Origin of the sequence: Streptomyces shenzhenensis, from assembly GCF_021462265.1 — a bacterium.
GTDB classification, from domain to species: domain Bacteria; phylum Actinomycetota; class Actinomycetes; order Streptomycetales; family Streptomycetaceae; genus Streptomyces; species Streptomyces shenzhenensis.
In genome coordinates this window covers 63,354-80,095 of the sequence record NZ_JAJONF010000005.1, presented here as the reverse complement: position 1 = coordinate 80,095, position 16,742 = coordinate 63,354, and the positions used below count along the sequence as shown (strand labels likewise).

The 16,742-nt window shown below is 74.3% G+C and carries 14 protein-coding genes; 5 read left to right on the top strand and 9 right to left on the bottom strand.

Annotated elements, in window-relative coordinates; genetic code table 11:
• Window positions 1–3: 3 nt before the first annotated feature.
• The 4 genes from hypF to LQ326_RS08860 all read right to left on the bottom strand — a co-directional run bounded on the left by hypF (window position 4) and on the right by LQ326_RS08860 (window position 5,597).
• Window positions 4–2,370, bottom strand: a complete 2,367-nt coding sequence (gene hypF, locus LQ326_RS08875) for a carbamoyltransferase HypF (protein WP_234534388.1) — start codon at window positions 2,368–2,370, stop codon at window positions 4–6.
• On the bottom strand, window positions 2,367–3,089 hold the full coding sequence (gene hypB / locus LQ326_RS08870; RefSeq protein WP_234534386.1) for a hydrogenase nickel incorporation protein HypB: 723 nt from the start codon (window positions 3,087–3,089) through the stop codon (window positions 2,367–2,369). Before hypB ends, hypF begins: the two co-directional genes overlap by 4 nt.
• A gap of 259 nt (window positions 3,090–3,348) precedes the next feature.
• Window positions 3,349–3,930, bottom strand: coding sequence for a hydrogenase maturation protease (locus LQ326_RS08865; RefSeq protein ID WP_234534385.1), 582 nt, complete (start codon window positions 3,928–3,930; stop codon window positions 3,349–3,351).
• Window positions 3,927–5,597 (bottom strand): enoyl-CoA hydratase-related protein, encoded by a 1,671-nt coding sequence (locus LQ326_RS08860; protein WP_234534383.1) that lies wholly within the window; start codon window positions 5,595–5,597, stop codon window positions 3,927–3,929. The genes LQ326_RS08865 and LQ326_RS08860 overlap by 4 nt, the downstream gene beginning before the upstream one ends.
• 531 nt (window positions 5,598–6,128) lie before the next feature.
• Between LQ326_RS08860 and LQ326_RS08855 the strand changes: the two genes are divergently transcribed.
• From LQ326_RS08855 to LQ326_RS08845, 3 genes are all read left to right on the top strand, one after another.
• The gene (locus tag LQ326_RS08855; protein ID WP_234534381.1) at window positions 6,129–7,295 is read left to right on the top strand and encodes a serine hydrolase domain-containing protein; all 1,167 of its coding nucleotides are present in this window, start codon (window positions 6,129–6,131) and stop codon (window positions 7,293–7,295) included.
• On the top strand, window positions 7,292–8,824 hold the full coding sequence (locus tag LQ326_RS08850; RefSeq protein WP_234534378.1) for an alpha/beta hydrolase: 1,533 nt from the start codon (window positions 7,292–7,294) through the stop codon (window positions 8,822–8,824). The genes LQ326_RS08855 and LQ326_RS08850 overlap by 4 nt, the downstream gene beginning before the upstream one ends.
• Before the next feature lie 184 nt (window positions 8,825–9,008).
• The gene (locus LQ326_RS08845; protein ID WP_234534377.1) at window positions 9,009–9,167 is read left to right on the top strand and encodes a hypothetical protein; all 159 of its coding nucleotides are present in this window, start codon (window positions 9,009–9,011) and stop codon (window positions 9,165–9,167) included.
• Between the two features lie 40 nt (window positions 9,168–9,207).
• On the opposite strand, the gene pgm is transcribed toward LQ326_RS08845, so the two are convergent.
• From pgm to LQ326_RS08820, 5 genes are all read right to left on the bottom strand, one after another.
• Window positions 9,208–10,848 carry a phosphoglucomutase (alpha-D-glucose-1,6-bisphosphate-dependent) gene (pgm, locus tag LQ326_RS08840; RefSeq protein ID WP_234534376.1) on the bottom strand — a complete coding sequence of 547 codons (1,641 nt, stop codon included), beginning with the start codon at window positions 10,846–10,848 and terminating at the stop codon, window positions 9,208–9,210.
• Window positions 10,849–10,968: 120 nt separating this feature from the next.
• Window positions 10,969–11,355: a barstar family protein gene (locus tag LQ326_RS08835; RefSeq protein ID WP_234534373.1), complete on the bottom strand. Its 387-nt coding sequence runs from the start codon at window positions 11,353–11,355 to the stop codon at window positions 10,969–10,971.
• Window positions 11,356–11,577: 222 nt separating this feature from the next.
• Window positions 11,578–12,333 (bottom strand): CbtA family protein, encoded by a 756-nt coding sequence (locus tag LQ326_RS08830; protein ID WP_234534371.1) that lies wholly within the window; start codon window positions 12,331–12,333, stop codon window positions 11,578–11,580.
• A gap of 20 nt (window positions 12,334–12,353) precedes the next feature.
• Window positions 12,354–12,575 carry a CbtB domain-containing protein gene (locus LQ326_RS08825; RefSeq protein WP_089103609.1) on the bottom strand — a complete coding sequence of 74 codons (222 nt, stop codon included), beginning with the start codon at window positions 12,573–12,575 and terminating at the stop codon, window positions 12,354–12,356.
• A 244-nt stretch (window positions 12,576–12,819) separates the two neighbouring features.
• Window positions 12,820–13,875 (bottom strand): enoyl-CoA hydratase/isomerase family protein, encoded by a 1,056-nt coding sequence (locus LQ326_RS08820; protein ID WP_234534370.1) that lies wholly within the window; start codon window positions 13,873–13,875, stop codon window positions 12,820–12,822.
• Between the two features lie 413 nt (window positions 13,876–14,288).
• On the opposite strand from LQ326_RS08820, the gene LQ326_RS08815 reads away from it, so the two are divergent.
• The gene (locus LQ326_RS08815; protein ID WP_234534368.1) at window positions 14,289–15,485 is read left to right on the top strand and encodes an EfeM/EfeO family lipoprotein; all 1,197 of its coding nucleotides are present in this window, start codon (window positions 14,289–14,291) and stop codon (window positions 15,483–15,485) included.
• Window positions 15,482–16,717, top strand: a complete 1,236-nt coding sequence (efeB, locus tag LQ326_RS08810) for an iron uptake transporter deferrochelatase/peroxidase subunit (RefSeq protein WP_234534366.1) — start codon at window positions 15,482–15,484, stop codon at window positions 16,715–16,717. Before LQ326_RS08815 ends, efeB begins: the two co-directional genes overlap by 4 nt.
• Window positions 16,718–16,742 lie beyond the last annotated feature (25 nt).

Below are 16,742 nucleotides of genomic sequence, written 5' to 3'. Positions count from 1 at the left end.
GGGTCACTCCGTCTCGTCGCTTGCTGTCTTCGGCCGGCCGCCGTCGGATCGCTGTCCGTGGGCCGCGACCATCAGTTGCCCGAGGGCCAGTCCGCCGTCGTTCGGGGGGACTTCGCCGTGCCGCAGGACCGTGAATCCGGCGCCGCTGAGCAGGTCCGCGCTCGCGTCCTCGAGGAGCGCGTTGGCGAAGACGCCTCCGGTGAGGGCGACGGTGTTCAGTCCCGTGCCGCGGCGCGCGCCGCGGCACAGGTCCAGGACCGCCTCGGCGACCCCGCGGTGGAAGCGGGACGCGATCACCGGCACCGGGGTGCCACGCCTGAGGTCGGCAATGATCGCGCGCAGGACGGGGGCCGGGTTGAAGCGGCCGCCGAAGGGATACGCCGCCAGGTCCTCGCCCCAGGCCGCACAGGCCTGCGCCTCCAGCTCCAGGGCGGCCTGGGCCTCGTACCCGGCGCGGTGGCACACGCCCGCGAGGGACGACACGGCGTCGAAGAGGCGCCCCATGCTGGAGGTGGCCACGCAGCCGACCTGGCTCGACAGCTGCCGTTTCAGCAGCTGCAGTTCCTCACGGGAGCAGGCGGCGACGCTGGGCAGGTCGGCGTCCCAGCGCAGTCCGGCCGCCCACAGTCTGGCCAGTGCCGTCCGGCACGGGTTGGCGACGCCCGCGTCCCCGCCGGGCAGCGGGGCCGGGGCGAGGTGGGCGAGGCGCCGGCAGCGGGTGTAGTCCGCGACCAGCAGCTCGCCGCCCCACACGGTGCCGTCGTCGCCGTAGCCGGTGCCGTCGAAGGCGACGCCGATGACGGGTGTGCTGCCGTCCAGGCCCGCCTCGGCCATCGCGGACGCGATGTGGGCGTGGTGGTGCTGGACGAACACCGGCTTGCCGAGGCCGAGTCGGGTGGCCCGGCGGCGGGCCCAGGCGGACGAGTGGTAGCCCGGGTGGCGGTCGGCGGCGACGGTCTCGGGGCTGACCCCGGTCAGCCGGCGCACGTGCCGTTCCGCCTGGACGGCCGCCTCCAGGGTGGTCAGGTCGCCCATGTCGCCGATGTGCGGCCCGAGCCAGGCCAGGTCGTCCTCGCCGACGCACAGCGCGTTCTTGAGGTCGCCGCCGACCGCGAGCGCGGGGCGCACGGGGACCGGCAGGCGCAGCGGACGCGGCGCGTATCCGCGGGAGCGGCGCAGGACCTGCTCGGTGCCGTCGGCGCGGACCCGCAGCAGGGAGTCGTCGCAGGGCGAGGCGATGGGCCGGTCGTGGGCGAGCCAGGCGTCGGCCAGTCCGAACAGCCGGGTCCGCGCCTCGTCGTCGTCCGTGACGATCGGCTCGCCCGACCGGTTGCCGCTGGTCATGACCAGGACGCGGGGGCCGGGTGGGTCGCCGGGAAGGCCGAAGAGGAGGGTGTGGACGGGCGTGTAGGGCAGCATGACGCCGAGGTGCGGGCTGCCGGGACAGACGCCGGGCGCGAGCGGGGTGGCGGGGCGGGGGCGGAGCAGGACGATGGGGCGCCGGGGGCTGGTGAGCGCGGCCCGTTCGGCCGTGCCGACCTCCGCGATCCGCTCCGCCTCGCCGAGGTCCGCGCACATCACCGCGAACGGCTTGTCGCCCCGTGCCTTTCGGGTGCGCAGGGTGTGGACGGCCCTGGCGGCAAAGGCGTCGCAGGCCAGGTGGTAGCCGCCGACACCCTTCACGGCGACGATCCGTCCGGCGGCGAGCAGCTCTCGCGCCTGTACGAGGGCGTCACCGTCGCGGGCGGTTTCCGTCCCGCCGCCCACGGCGGGCACCAGCCGCAGCCGGGGCCCGCAGTCCGGGCAGGCCAGCGGCTGGGCGTGGAAGCGGCGGTCGGCCGGAGCCTCGTACTCCCGGGTGCAGGCGGGGCACATGGGGAAGCCGGACATGGTGGTGACCGCGCGGTCGTACGGCATGCCGGTGGCGATGGTGAAGCGGGGCCCGCAGTGGGTGCAGGTGATGAAGGGGTGGCGGTGCCGGCGGTCGGCCGGATCGGCCAGTTCCCGCAGGCAGTCGTCGCAGGTGGCGGTGTCGGGCGGGAGGAGGGTGCGGCCCGGGGCCGACTGCTCGGTGGCGCGGATGCTGAAGCCGGGGTCCGCCCCGGTGGCCGGTACGTCCTCGAAGGCGACGGCGGTCACGGTGGCCAGCGGCGGGGGCTCGCCGGCCAGCCGCTCGCAGAACCGTTCGACGCCGGCCGCCGCGCCCTCGACCTCGATGAGCACCCCGCTCGCCGTGTTGCCGACGAAGCCGGTGAGTCCGAGGTCGGCGGCGAGACGGTGGACGTAGGGGCGGAAGCCCACGCCCTGCACGGTGCCGCGCACCGTGACGCGCCGGCGGACCGCCGCCGTCGTGGTGGTGGGCGCGTTCACGAGGCGGTGGGGGCGTGGACGTGGCCCCGCGGGTGCGGGGCGAGCGGGGGGCGGTGGGCCGGGGCACCGTCGCGGACGGCGAGCACCCGGTCGAGGACCGTGTCGACGCCCTCGCCGGTGCGGGCGCAGGAACGGACGATCTCCACCCCGGGGTTGACCCGCCGGACATGCTCGGCGAAGGCGGTCTCGTCGAAGCCGGCCGGCCCGGCGAGGTCGGTCTTGGTGAGCACGACCAGGTGCGCGGAGCCGAAGGCGGTGGGGTACTTGGACGGCTTGTCCTCGCCCTCGGTCACCGCCATCAGCACGATCCGCAGATGCTCGCCGAGGTCGTAGGAGGCCGGGCAGACCAGGTTGCCCACGTTCTCCACGAACAGCAGCGCGGTGTCCGGCGGCAGCCAGCCCTCCAGATGGCCGCGGACCTGCCGGGCCTCCAGGTGGCACAGCCCGTCGGTCAGCAGCTGCTTCACCGGCGCTCCCGAGCGGGCCAGCCGCTTCGCGTCGTTCTCGGTGGCGAGGTCGGCGGTGAAGGCGGCGACGGCCACGCCCCGCTCCCCCGCCCGCGCCAGCATCCGGCCGAGCAGTTCGGTCTTGCCGCTGCCGGGGCTGGACAGCAGGTTCACCATCCCGACCCCTCGTGCGGCCAGGTCGCCGCGAAGGCTCGCGGCCAGACCGTCGTTCCTGGCCAGGACGGCCCGGGTGACCTCCTCCGACTGACACATGAGCGCTCCTTGGTCGCTGGGCCTGCGGGACGGACCGGGGCGCGGGCGGATCCGCGTCCTGGTCCGCTGGTGCTGTGGCCGGAACGGTCCGCCGGAAGGATCGCGGCGTCCGGTGCTGGGGTACCCCGCACCTTTCGGGCTGTGGGGGGCATCGCCAGGCGGAGCATCGCCCGCGTACTGGATGTACTCGGGTGATGCGACCACGCGGCGCGGTGCCGTGCCGGGCGTCGCGAGCCGGTGAACCGTTCCGGCCGCAGCACTAGCGATCCTCCGCGCCGGTGGCGGCTCTCGGCGGGCGACCGGCCGCGGCGGGGGCCGCGGATTCCTCCGGGCGGGCCAACGCGGGCGTGGCCAGGGGGTCGGCGAGCAGGACCGGGACGAGGGCGTGCAGGGCCGCGACGGCGCGTTCGACCGCGTCCCGGACGGGGGCGCTCAGGCCGGGGGCGATGTCCTCGTCACCGCGTGGCGGCTTCCCGGGCTCGCAGGCGAGCAGGAGAACGCGGGGCAGGGGCTCGTCGCCGAGGTGGGCGGCGAGGGCGAGCACCTTGGCCGGGTCCATGCCGTGCGCCCCGGGCGGGGCGGCCGGGCGGCCGTCGGGGAGTTCGGGCTCGACCAGGGAGAGGGTGCCCGGGCGTTCGCCGCGTACGGCCGCGTCCACGAGCACGACCACCGGCCAGCCGTCGAGCAGGGAGTAGGCGAGGTCCATGCCCCGGATGCCGTAGTCCCGGACCTGTGCCTCGGGCGGCAGCGGGCGCTGCGCCAGGGCGCGGATCACCTCCGGGCCGAAGGCGTCGTCGCCGAGGAAGATGTTGCCGACGCCCGCCACCAGCAGCCGGGTCACCGGGCACCGCCCAGCACCCCGCGGACGAAGTCGGAGCGCAGCGAGTGGTAGGCGGCGGTGGGGTCGAAGAACAGGGTGCGCATCCGGGCGAGTTCGTCGCCGCGGTACTCGGCGAGCGGCCGTTCCTGCTCGTCGGCCCGGCGCGCCGCGGCCTTGGCGGCGATGCGGCGAGCGAGGTCGGGCGATCCGGCGAGGGCGGCGGCGAGTCGCTCGGTCTCGGCGGTGAAGCCCTGCGCGGGGACCGGCACCAGCCGGTCGACGAGCCCGATCCGGGCGGCCGTCGCGGCGCTCACCGGCCGGGCCTCTTCCGTCAGCCGCCGGGCGGTGTCCGCGCCGACGCGGCGCGGCAGCGAGTACGTCCAGAACTCCGAGCCGTACAGGCCCATCCGCCGGTAGTGCGGGTTGAGCACGGCACCGGCGCGGCACCAGACCTCGTCGGCGGCGAGGGCGAGCATGGCACCGCCGGCCGCCGCGTTCCCGCCGAGCGCGGCCACGACGAGCCGGTCGGTGGTCCGCAGCACGGCCTCTACCAGGTCGTCCATGGCGTTGAGGTTGGTCCAGGACTCCTCGGCGGGGTCCGGGGCGGCCTCGATGACGTTGAGATGAATGCCGTTGGAGAAGAAGTCGCGGAGGCCGCCGAGCACCAGGACCCGGGTGGGCCGGGCGAGGGCGTACCGGTAGGCGGCCAGCAGGCGCCGGCAGTGGTCGGTGCTCATCGCGCCGCCGGCGAAGGAGAAGGTGACGAGGCCGACGTCGCCGTGCTGCCGGTAGCGGATGTCGGTCCAGGTGCGGCGGTCCGCGGGCAGTTCCAGCGGCACCGGGCTCTCGGGGAGGTCCGGGGCGGCGAGGACGTCGGTGGCGGGGCGGCGGAAGGGGGCGCGGTCGCCGGAGTTCCTGCGGGGGCGCAGTTCCGGGATCCAGACGGCGCCGTCGCGGGTGGCCCGGCAGATCCCGCCCGCCCGGGTCGCCAGCAACTCCCCCGGCTCCCCCCGCAGCCGGTCCTCGGGGTGGCCGCCGTGCAGGAACACCTCACGGCCGAGGAGTTCGTCGAGCACTCCCGGCTGCGAGTCGGCCCCGCGCAGCTTGCGCAGCACCGTCGCGGTGTCGTCGGCCGCCCAGTCGATCCGCCGCCGCTCCTGCCGGAAGACGTCCCGCCAGACGACCTGCCCGTGGATCGCGGGATCGCTCTGCGGCCGTGGCTTGTAGGAGCCGTCCGCGTACCGTCGTACGGCCTGGTGGACGGCGGTGAGGGCGGCGTCGGCCAGCTCACCGCGGTAGAGGTCGCTCTTGCCGACCGGCGCCACCGGGAACGGCTCGCTCGCCCAGACCGCGCCCGCGTCCATGGCCGCCTCGGCCTGGAGCACGGTCACCCCCCACTCGGCCGCCTGACCGGCGATGGCCCAGTCGAGGGCGGAGGGGCCCCGGTCGCCGGGCGGTCCCGGGTGCACGATCAGACAGGTGTGCCCCTGCCAGACGTCCTCGGGAAGCGCCGTCCTCAGCATCGGCGCGATGATCAGCTCCGGCCGCCGGTCCCGTACGGCGCGGCGGACGGCGTCGGGACCCTCGCCGGCGAGGACCACGTCCACCCGGTGACCGAGGTCGGACAGTTCGGCGTAGACCCGCTGGGACAGGCTGTTGAACGCGCTTGCGACGAGCAGAATGTCCATGGTGCGGCATATTTGCCGGTTCAGTGGCTTCCGGAAAGGACCCGTGCGGCGTTTCGCCCGGCGTCCTGTGCCGGGCCGCCCTCCCAGCCCCGGAACGCCGCCTCGCAGCGGGCTCGCGCTCCGGGGAGCGACGGGGACGGGACAGTACTCCGGTCACGCTGCGCTCCGGATTCCGGCGGGGTGAACCACCCAGATGTTCAGGTGCACAGGGGAAACGGCATCCGTCCGCCGCGCCCCGGCACGAAAGAGGTTCCGCCCGGGCCGGCCGATGCCCCTCCGGAGCGTGCCGCGTGGCGTTGCCGGACCGGGTCTGCGAACGATGGGTGGAACCGCCGGCCACCCGCCCCGGGATCCCGCGGGTGGCCACGGAGGACTCCGGGCACCTGATGTGCGCGGAGAAGCTCCTCGCGCGGTGCCGGTCGGAGTGGGCGCCGGGGGCTCACCCCAGGCTTCGCCGGGGGCTGCCCCCCGGCTGAATGCGGCAGCCCGCTGGAGTGATCGCGGGGCGGCCCGTGCCTAGCGTGAGGGCACATGGCAACCTTCCCCCTCAAGTCCGCCCTGGCGTTATCGGTGGCGGCGCTCGTGCTGGCGTCCGCACCGGCGGCCCTCGCACGGCCGTCGTCTCCCGGTCTCGCCGGGCGCTGCGGTCCGCACCACGGGGTCCGCCGGGCACTGACCGAACTGACCACCGACGATCACATCACCGGCGCCTCGGTCCTCGCCTACGGCCCGTGCGGGCGCTGGACCGCGGCCGCCGGCACGGCCGATCTGGGCACCGGCCGCCCGATGAACACCACCGACCGGCTGCGCGTCGGCAGCGTCACCAAGACGTTCACCGCGACGGTCGTCCTGCAACTCGCCGCCGAACACCGGCTCTCGCTCGACGCAGCCGTCGGCCACTACCTGCCGGGGCTGATCGACGCCCACGGCTACGACGGCCGGCGCATCACCGTACGGCAACTCCTGCGCCACACCAGCGGACTGCCCGACTATCTCGACGCACCGGAGTGGGAGCACCCGGAGCGGTCGCGGTACCGCCGGTTCGCACCGGGCGAGTTGATCGGCCGCGCTCTCGAACTCCCCCGCCCGCGACAGCGCTGGCACTACGCCACCACCAACTACCTGGTGCTGGGCCTGCTCGTCCAGAAGGTCACCGGGCACCGCCCCGAGGACGAGATCAGCCGCCGGGTGATCCGGCCCCTCGGGCTGCGCGACACCTACTGGCCCGGCGACGGGACGCGGATCCAAGGGCCGCACTCCCAGAGCTACTTCACGTCCGACGACGGGCGGCGCGTCGACGGCACCGACTGGAACATGTCCTTCGGCGGGGTCGGCGGTGCCCTCGTCTCCACGCAGGGCGATCTCACCCGGTTCGCCACCGCGCTGCTCGGCGGCCGGCTGCTGCCCGCGGCCGAACTCACGGAGATGAAGCGGACGGTGGCCGCCGATCCGGACCGGCTGTGGCCCGGCGCCCGGTACGGACTGGGTCTGATCTCGTCACCGCTCACGTGCGGCGGGGTGTGGTGGGGGCACGGCGGGACCGTGCCCGGGGGGCATCGCGCGCTGGTCGCCGTCGGCCCCGGCGGGCACAGCGTGGCCGTCGCCCTGAACCAGGTCCCGGACAGCCTCCAGGCCGAACTGGACTTCCAGAACCTCGTCGACACCTCCCTCTGCGCCACCGAAAGGAGCTCCGCATGACCGGCTTCGCGGCCACGGCCGCCCTGGCCCTGGCCGGCGCCCTGGCCCTCGGCACCACACCGGCCGCCGCCCATGCCCCGGACCCGCTGGCCCGCTACCACCACCAGCACCTCACCTGGAAGGGCTGCGTGCTCGGCCCCGACGACGACACCGGCAAGGCGCTGCGGAAGGCGGGCGCCCGCTGCGCCGATGTCACCGTGCCGCTGGACTACGACGATCCGGACGGCCGTACCGTCACCGTCGCCGTCTCCCGCATCAAGGCCACCGACACCGCCCACCGCGTCGGTGCGCTGCTGCTCAACAGCGGTGGCCCGGGCGGGCAGACGATCGGTGACCCGCCGTGGGTGCGGGCGGCGATGAAGGGCGTGGGCAAACGGTACGACGTGGTCGGCGTGGACCCGCGTTTCGTCGGCCGCAGCACGCCCATGGACTGCCACTGGCCCACGGGGTCGGCGATCCGCGGTCCGGGGCACGACCGGGCCGGATTCGACCGCTCGACCGCCTTCGCCGGGGAACTCGCCCGCGACTGCCGGAAGTACGAGGGTGACGTCCTGCCGTACGTCACCACCCGCGACACCGCGCGGGACATGGACGTGATCCGCGCGGCGCTCGGCGAGCGGCGGATCTCCTACCTCGGCTACTCGTACGGCAGTTACCTGGGCGAGGTGTACGCCACGATGTTCCCGCAGCGCACGGACCGGGTCGTGCTGGACGGGGTGGCCGACCCCGACCGGTACGGCCCCCGCCTGCTGCGCGGCTCGGAGCGCGCCAACCTGCACGCGCTGCGCGACTGGGCCGCCTGGGCCGCCGCCCGCGACACGACGTACGGCCTGGGCCGCGACCGGGAGGCGGTACTCGCGGTCGTGGACCGGGTCCAGGCCGCCGCCGGGCGCGCGCCGCTGCGGGTGGGCGGCTACCGGGTGGACGACAGCGTGGCGCCGATGATCGTCTTCGACGGCCTCTCGCAGGACAACGACGCGGCCTACGGCGACTTCGCGGCCGCCGTCCGCGACCTGCGGGACGCGGCCGACGGCAAGCCGGTCGACCCGAGTCCCTGGCTCGCCGACACGCTCGGCTTCATGCTGACCGGTGCCGACTCGGCGTACGGCAGTGTGCAGATGGCCGTCCTGTGCGGGGACATCGGCGCGCCCCGCGACCCGGAGACCTACTGGCGTGACGTGCAACGGGCCCGCGCGCGGGACCCGTTGTTCGGGCCGGTGACCAACAACATCGGGCCGTGCGCCTTCTGGGACCCGCCGCGCGAGCGCCCGACCACCATCAGGGACGACCTGCCGGCCCTCCTCGTGAACGCGACCGGCGACCCGCGCACCGTCTACGAGGGCGCGCGGGCGGTGCACCGCGACTGGCCCAGCTCCCGGCTGGTGACCCTGCGCGGAGCGGACCAGCACGCCGTGTTCGGTGTCTACGGCAGTGACTGCGCCGACGCGGCGGTCAACGCGTATCTCGCCACCGGGCGGCTGCCGGCGGCGGACGTCACCTGCGCCGCGCGTCCTGTGCCGACGCCCTGAACCCCTCCCACCGCACCCGTGGCCGGGGCAGGCCGCGCCGGCCGAGCCGGCGGCCGGCGGCCCGCCTCGTGCCGCGGAGCACGCTCACCGCCTCGCTCACCCGGCCCGACCGGCTCCCCCGCCTTGGCGGGGACCAGCACCCGGCCGGCACCGGGCGCCCGCGTTCGCCGCGCACGAGCGCGTTGTGCACCGGCTCCTCGGCGAGGACCGGGCGGCTGCCGCGGGCCGCGCGCCGGCCGGGCGCACCGCGTGCCTCGGGATCGGCCGCCTCGCGGCGGGCGTCCGCCGGGCCGCGGCGGACCCGGCCCGGATCCGCGCCCGCCGCCGCACCTTCGCGAGCTGACCACCGCCTCCGACGCGGAGTTCGCGGAGGTGTCCGGGCATCAGCCGCCGAGAGCGGTCATCACCACCGCCTTGGCCTCCTCCTGCACCCGGGCCAGGTGGTCGGGGCCCCGGAAGGACTCGGCGTAGATCTTGTAGACGTCCTCGGTGCCGGACGGGCGGGCCGCGAACCAGGCGTTCTCCGTGGTCACCTTGATGCCGCCGATCGCGGCGCCGTTGCCGGGCGCCTCCGTGAGCACCGCGGTGACCGCCTCGCCGGCCAGGGTCTCGGCGGTGACCTGGGCCGGGGAGAGCTTGGCGAGGAGGGCCTTCTCCTCCCGGGTGGCGGGGGCGTCGATGCGGGCGTAGGCGGGTTCGCCGAAGCGGGCCGTGAGGTCGGCGTAGTGCTCGGACGGGGTCCTGTCCGTCACGGCCGTGATCTCGGAGGCGAGCAGGGCGAGCAGGATGCCGTCCTTGTCGGTGGTCCACACCGAGCCGTCCCGGCGCAGGAAGGAGGCGCCGGCCGACTCCTCGCCGCCGAACCCGATGGCACCGCTGACCAGTCCGTCCACGAACCACTTGAACCCGACCGGGACCTCGACCAGTCGGCGGCCGAGGTCGGCGGCGACCCGGTCGATCATCGAGGAGGACACCAGGGTCTTGCCGATGCCGGCGTTCGCCGCCCACTGCTCGCGGTGGCGGTAGAGGTAGGAGATGGCGACGGCCAGGTAGTGGTTGGGGTTCATCAGACCGGCGTCGCGGGTGACGATGCCGTGCCGGTCGGCGTCGGCGTCGTTGCCGGTGGCGACGCGGAAGTCGGCCCGCTTCTCGATGAGCGAGGCCATCGCGTACGGCGAGGAGCAGTCCATGCGGATCTTGCCGTCCCAGTCCAGCGTCATGAACCGCCAGGTGGGGTCGGCGTACGGGTTGACCACGGTGAGGTCGAGGCCGTGCCGTTCGGCGATCCGGCCCCAGTAGGCGACGGAGGCGCCGCCGAGCGGGTCGGCGCCGATGCGGAGTCCGGACGCCCGGACCGCGTCCAGGTCGAGGACGCTGGGCAGGTCGTCGACGTAGACGCCCATGAAGTCGTACCGGCCGGTGGTCGGCGCGGCGAGCGCGCGCTCGTACGGGATGCGCCGTACGTCCTTCATCCCGCCCGCGATGATCTGGTTGGCGCGGTCCTGGATCCAGGACGTGGCGTCGGAGGCGGCGGGGCCGCCGCTGGGCGGGTTGTACTTGAAGCCGCCGTCGGCCGGCGGGTTGTGCGAGGGGGTGACCACGACGCCGTCCGCGAGGCCGGCCGTACGGCCCCGGTTGTGGGTGAGGACGGCGTGCGAGACGGCGGGGGTGGGGGTGTAGCCGTCGGCGCTGTCGATCAGGACGGTCACGCCGGCCGCGGCGAAGACCTCCAGTGCGGTGACCTTGGCGGGCTCGGACAGGGCGTGGGTGTCGGCGCCCAGGAAGAGGGGGCCGTCGGTGCCCTGCTGGCTCCGGTACTCGCAGATGGCCTGGCTGGTGGCCGCGATGTGGTCCTCGTTGAACGCGGTCGCCAGCGACGATCCGCGGTGTCCCGAGGTGCCGAACGCCACCCGCTGGCCCGGGTCGGAAGGGTCGGGGTGCAGTGCGTAGTAGGCCGTGACCAGCCGGGCCACGTCGACGAGGTCCTCCGGAGCCGCCGGCCGGCCCGCTCGCTCATGCGGCATGAGTCCACTTCCTCCGCAGTCGTTGATCGTTCGCTCGCCGCCCATCTTCCCTTGTCAGCGGACGCGGACGCGAGTGCGGCACCGGCCGCGCGCCGAGGACACGGCGCGTTCACGGCCGGTTCACAGCAGTCGTACCGCGTTCGGGGCCCGCTGTTCGAAGATGCCGAGGAGCCAGTCGAAGACGGTGGGGCCGCGTCCGGCGCGGGCCTCGGCCAACTCCGCGGCGACGGCGGCGCGGTTGGACGGGTGGCTGCGGGCGAGCCGGATCTCCAGCTGGCGGGCGGTCTCCGCGTGTCCCAGATACGCACGGGATGTGCCGTGGTCGCGCCACTCGAAGACGAAGTCGCGGTCGTCGGGCGTGCCGAAGCCGCCGCTGAGGCAGTCGGCGAACGCGTCGAGGTTGCGGCCGAAGTAGCCGCCGGGCCCGTTGACCGCCTCGCCGATCACCCGCCAGAAGTCCTCCAGGCTCGTGATCGCGGTGCCGTCCAGTACGTAGGTCTCCGTCACGGCCCGCAGGATACGACGGCGCGCCGGCCGCCCGGGCGTCGGCCGCGCGGATCTCGACCCGGCAGGCCACACCCGCCCGTCGGCATGGCGGGATACCGCGCAGGTGGCCGGACCGCCCGGCGGCGCGTGCGGCCGGCGCGCGGCGGTGGGTGAGCGAACACGAGAGGCCCTCCGGAACGTTCCGGAGGGCCTCTCGTGTCGTTCGGTGTGCCGGGGTGCCGGTCAGTGCGGAGCGGGCACCGTGCGTGCGGCGGAAGGGGCTTGCGCCGGCTTCGGGTTGAGGACGCGCTCGGCCAATTCGCCGAACAGCAGGCCGAATCCGCCCCACAGCGACACCTGGATGGCGAGCGCCGAGAGCCGGAACCGCCACAGCAGGGTGGCCGGGAAGTCCTTCGGCACCTCGTTGACCACCGGCAGGAACCGGTACGCCAGCCCGATGACGACGGCGAACGCGACCACCGCGAGGACGGTCGCCCACCAGGTGCCCAGCCGTGGCTGGAGCCGCTTGCCGAGGATGGTGACGGCGACCGCGAGGAGCACGCTGAGCAGCATCATCAGGAAGTACAGCGTGGTCCGCTTGCCGATGGTGTCCGGGTCGCCCACCGACGGCGGGTTGGCCGGGTACTTCAGGAACGGCACCACGTACACGGCGGCGAGCGCGCAGCCGGACAGCAGCAGCGCGGTCGCCCGTGGCGAGAAGCGGCCGACGCGGCCGAGGGCGAAGCAGTAGGCCAGGGCGGCGATGCCGCCGAAGGCGACCCCGTAGACCAGGACACCGGTGGCCAGGCCGGCGGTGGACTGCAGGGAGCGGGAGACGATCTCCGTCTCGTGCTCGTGCGCGTGGGCGGCCTCGAAGCCGATCGCCTTGCCGACGTCGGGCTCACCGAGCAGGTAGGCCACGACGAGGGCGAGCAGACCGGCGGCCAGACCGGCCAGCATGCCCCGCACCAGGAGGATTCGGACCGTTGCGGAGTTCATGGGCGCTACGGCGTCTCCCGTCAGTGGCAGGGGAAGCCGAGCAGGTGGCGGGCGTCGTGCACCCACTCGTGCACGTCCGTCCCGCTGAACACGGAGGTGGCGCCCTGTTCGGCGCCGACGAAGTAGAGCAGGATCAGCATCAGGATGCCGAAGAAGACCGCCCACGGAGCTATCGCGGACAGCGGCAGCTTGGCGGGAACGGCGGGCGTGGTGGCTGTCGGCGGAGCGACGGTCTGCGCCATGGCAGGACCTCCTCTGGGAGTTCGCGTCCCATCTCGGTGGTGCACAGGACGACGGCCACGGGTCTGACTCGCAAGCGGCCCTGGGGCTCTTGCATACAGTGGCGCGACCGTTCCGGATTCCCACCGGCTTCCGTCTCGCCGTCGTCATATCGGACAGACCGTACCGCGTGTCAGGGACACGGCCAAGACCGCACCACCAGGCGTGATCTTCGTCTCGCGCCTGACGGGCGGCGGCCGGAGCGGCTCAGGCGGACGGGGCGAGGCCCAGTTCGCGCTCGCCGAGCGGGGTGAAGAAGCGCTCGACGTCGGCATCGGTGACCTCGGCGAGGGTGGCCGGGGACCAGTGCGGGGTGCGGTCCTTGTCGACGACCTGGGCGCGGATGCCCTCCACCAGGTCATGGGTGGCGAGGGTCGCGCAGGAGACGCGGTACTCCTGGTCCAGGACCCGCTCCAGCGAGCCGAGCCGGCGGGCCCGGCGCAGCGCCTCCAGCGTGACCTTCACCGCGGTGGGCGACTTGGACAGCAGGATGTCCGCGGTCTCCTTCGCCGCCGGGTCGCCGTGCGCGAGCAGCCGCTGGACGATCTCCTCGACCGTGCCGGCCGGGTAGCAGGCGTCGATCCACGCCCGGTGCCCGGCCAACTCCCCGTCCGGCGCCCGCCGTACCTGCCGGGCGAGCGCCTCGGGCACGGGCAGGACGGCGAGGTCGGCGACGAACGCGGGGATCGAACCGGACGGCAGGTAATGGTCGGCGAGTCCGCACAGCAGGGCGTCGGCGGCGCCGATCCGCGCGCCGGTCAGCGCGAGATGCGTGCCGAGTTCACCAGGTGCGCGTCCGAGCAGGTAGGTCCCGCCGACGTCGGGCACGAAACCGATCCCGGTCTCCGGCATGGCGATCAGCGACCGCTCGGTGACGATCCGGACGCCGCCGTGGGCCGAGACACCGACCCCGCCGCCCATGACGATGCCGTCCATGACCGCGACGTACGGCTTCGGGTAGCGGGCGATGCGGGCGTTGAGCCGGTACTCGTCCCGCCAGAACGCGGCCGCGGCCGACCCGTCGCCGTTCCGGGCGTCGTCGTGGACGGCCCGGATGTCACCGCCGGCGCACAGGCCGCGCTCCCCTGCTCCGGTGATGACGACGGTCTGGACGGCCGGGTCGTGCTCCCAGGCGGTGAGCGCCTCGTCGACGCGGCGCACCATCGCGTGCGACAGCGCGTTGATGGCCTTCGGCCGGTTGAGCGTGATGTACGCGGCCCGTCCGCTGACGTGAAGCAGGACGGGTTCCTCGGCGCCGGTCATCCGGACACCTCCGCCGGGCCGCGGGCCACGATGAGGCGCATGATCTTCTCGGTTCCTTCCGGGATCGGGTGGGCGGTTCGGTCACGGACGATCTTCTCGCTTCGGTCCGCTCCTCGGCACGCCGCCCCCTCACAGGCCCCCCGGTTCCATGCGGCCCCTCACCGGCCGCCCGGAACAGGGGCCGGCGCCGCCCGCATCGCGGAACCGACGGCGCCACGCGGCGAGTCGGCAGCGCGCCGGTGCCCGCGCCCTCTTCGGGCCGGTCCGGCCCGGTGCCGGCAAAGCGGGTCCCCCGGCGGTGTGGTGAACCGGCAGGGAACTCTTGGTCATGGGTTTGCCTGGACGGCCGTTCGAGTACCAAGGGCCGCCTAACATGAGGCGATCACGAACGGTACGGATTCCGGGAGCTCGGGATGGTGTTGTCCGGCCTCAGCTGGAGGTCGTTGCGTCCCTGGGCGGTCGTCGGTGTCGCCGTCGCATGCCTGGTGGCCGGGTTCCTGGCGCTCACGCACGACTCACGCCCCGCGCACGCCGACCCGGCCGCGCTGCCGCACACCACCGTGGAGGTGTCCGCCAGCCACTGCGGCCGGGGATGGAGCAGGCCGGTGCCCGGGGTCCAGGTCTTCGACCTGCACAACCCCACCGACGGATCGGCCGAGGTCCTCCTGGAGGACCCGGGGAGCCAGGCCGTGTACGGCGAGGTGGAGGGCATCGGGCCCGGTACCACCCGGGAGCTGACCGTCCGGCTCGGCAAGGGCGCGTACGCGTTCAAGTGCGTGCCCGACGACGCCGACGCCGTCACCGGGCCGACCGTCCGCATCGCCAGGGGCCACGGCGGCCCGGCCGCGGCCCCGGTCACCGAACACGACCTGATCCCGCCGGCGCTCGCCTACCAGAAGTGGGTGGGCAGCGGCCTGTCCCACGTCGTACGGCTGACCACGGCCCTGCGGGCCGCGGTCGACCGCGGCGATCTCGCCGCCGCCCGCACCGCCTGGCTGCCGGCGCATCTGGAGTACGAGCGGCTGGGCGCCGCGTACGACGCCTTCGGCGACGCCGACCGCGTGATCAACGGCACCGCCGCCGGGCTGCCCGGCGGAGTGCGCGACAAGGACTTCACCGGCTTCCACCGGGTCGAGTACGGGCTGTGGCACGGCGAGTCGGCGGCCGGCCTGCGCGGCCCGGCGGCCGGCCTGGTGAAGGCGGTCACCGCGCTGCGCGACGACTGGGCGCAGACCCGGATGGACCCGGCCCAGCTGGGGCTGCGGGCGCACGAGATCCTGGAGAACACCGTGCAGTTCGAGCTGACCGGCCGTACCGACTACGGCAGCGGCAGCAACCTCGCCACCGCCCGCGCCAACCTGGACGGCACGGTGGAGGTCATGTCCCGGCTGCACCCGCTGCTGACCACCCGGTACGCCCCGCTGGCCGCTCTGGAGAGCGAGTTGAAGCGAGCGGGCACGACCCTCGACGGCTTCGACCACGACGGCACCTGGACACCGCTCGGCAGACTCGGCCACCGGCAGCGCGAGGACGTCGACGCGGTCCTCGGTGACCTGGTGGAGCGGCTGGCGTCGGTGGCGACCCTGTGCGATCCGCGGAGGACGGTATGAGCGCCGACGAGACGACCGGCAGAGGCGCAGTGGGCCGCCGCGGGTTCCTGCGCGGCGCGGCCCTCGCGGGCGCGGGCTTGGCGGCCGGCGGCGCGGCGGCCCCCGGCACGGACACCGCCACCGCCGCGTCCGCGATCGCCCCCTTCCACGGCGCCCGCCAGCAGTCCGCGATCGCCGCGCCCCGCCGGACCACCGTGTTCACGTCCTTCGACGTCACCGCCGGCAACCGCGCCGAGCTGACCGAGCTGCTGCACACGCTCACCGACCGCGCCCGGTTCCTCACTTCCGGCGGCACCCCGGAGCCGGTCGGCGTCACCGGGCCGCCGGCCGACTCGGGCGTCCTCGGCGGGCAACTGCCGCCGCGCGCCCTGGCGGTGACCGTCGGCGTCGGCGGCTCGCTCTTCGACGACCGGTACGGGCTCGGGAAACTGAGACCGCGCCGGCTGACGGCGATGCCGGCGTTCCCGGACGACGACCTGCGGCCCGAGTGGTGCCACGGCGACCTCAGTCTGCAGTTGCACGCGGACGACACCGACACGGTGCTGCACGCGCTGCGCGACATCGCCCGGCACACCCGCGGCGGTATGCAGGTCCGCTGGCGGATGGACGGCTTCACCAGCCCGCCCCGTCCGTCCGGCACCCCGCGCAACCTGTTCGGGTTCAAGGACGGCACCGCCAACCCGGAGACCGCCGGCGCCCGGGAGATGGACCGGCTGGTGTGGGTCGGCGAGGACTCCGGAGAACCGCGGTGGGCGGTCGGCGGCAGCTACCAGGCGGTACGGCTGATCCGGATGCTGGTGGAGTTCTGGGACCGGGTCTCCCTGACCGAGCAGGAGCGTATGTTCGGCCGTTCCCGCGAGTCCGGGGCGCCCCTGGACGGCGACACCGAGCACGACACGCCCGATTACGCCGACGACCCCAAGGGTGACGTCATCCCGCTGGACGCGCACATCCGACTGGCCAACCCGCGCACCACGGCCACCGCCGACCAGCGGCTCCTGCGCCGTGCCTACAACTACGACCGGGGCATGGACAGCAACGGCAATCTCGACATGGGCCTGCTGTTCTGCTGCTATCAACAGGACCTGGCCCGGCAGTTCGAGACCGTGCAGAAGCGGCTGGCCGGGGAGCCGCTGGTCGACTACGTCTCGCCGTTCGGCGGCGGCTACTTCTTCGTGCTGCCCGGCGTCCGGGACCGGGACGACTGGTACGGACGCGCTCTGCTGACCTGAGCTTGTCCGAACAACTCCACGGCAG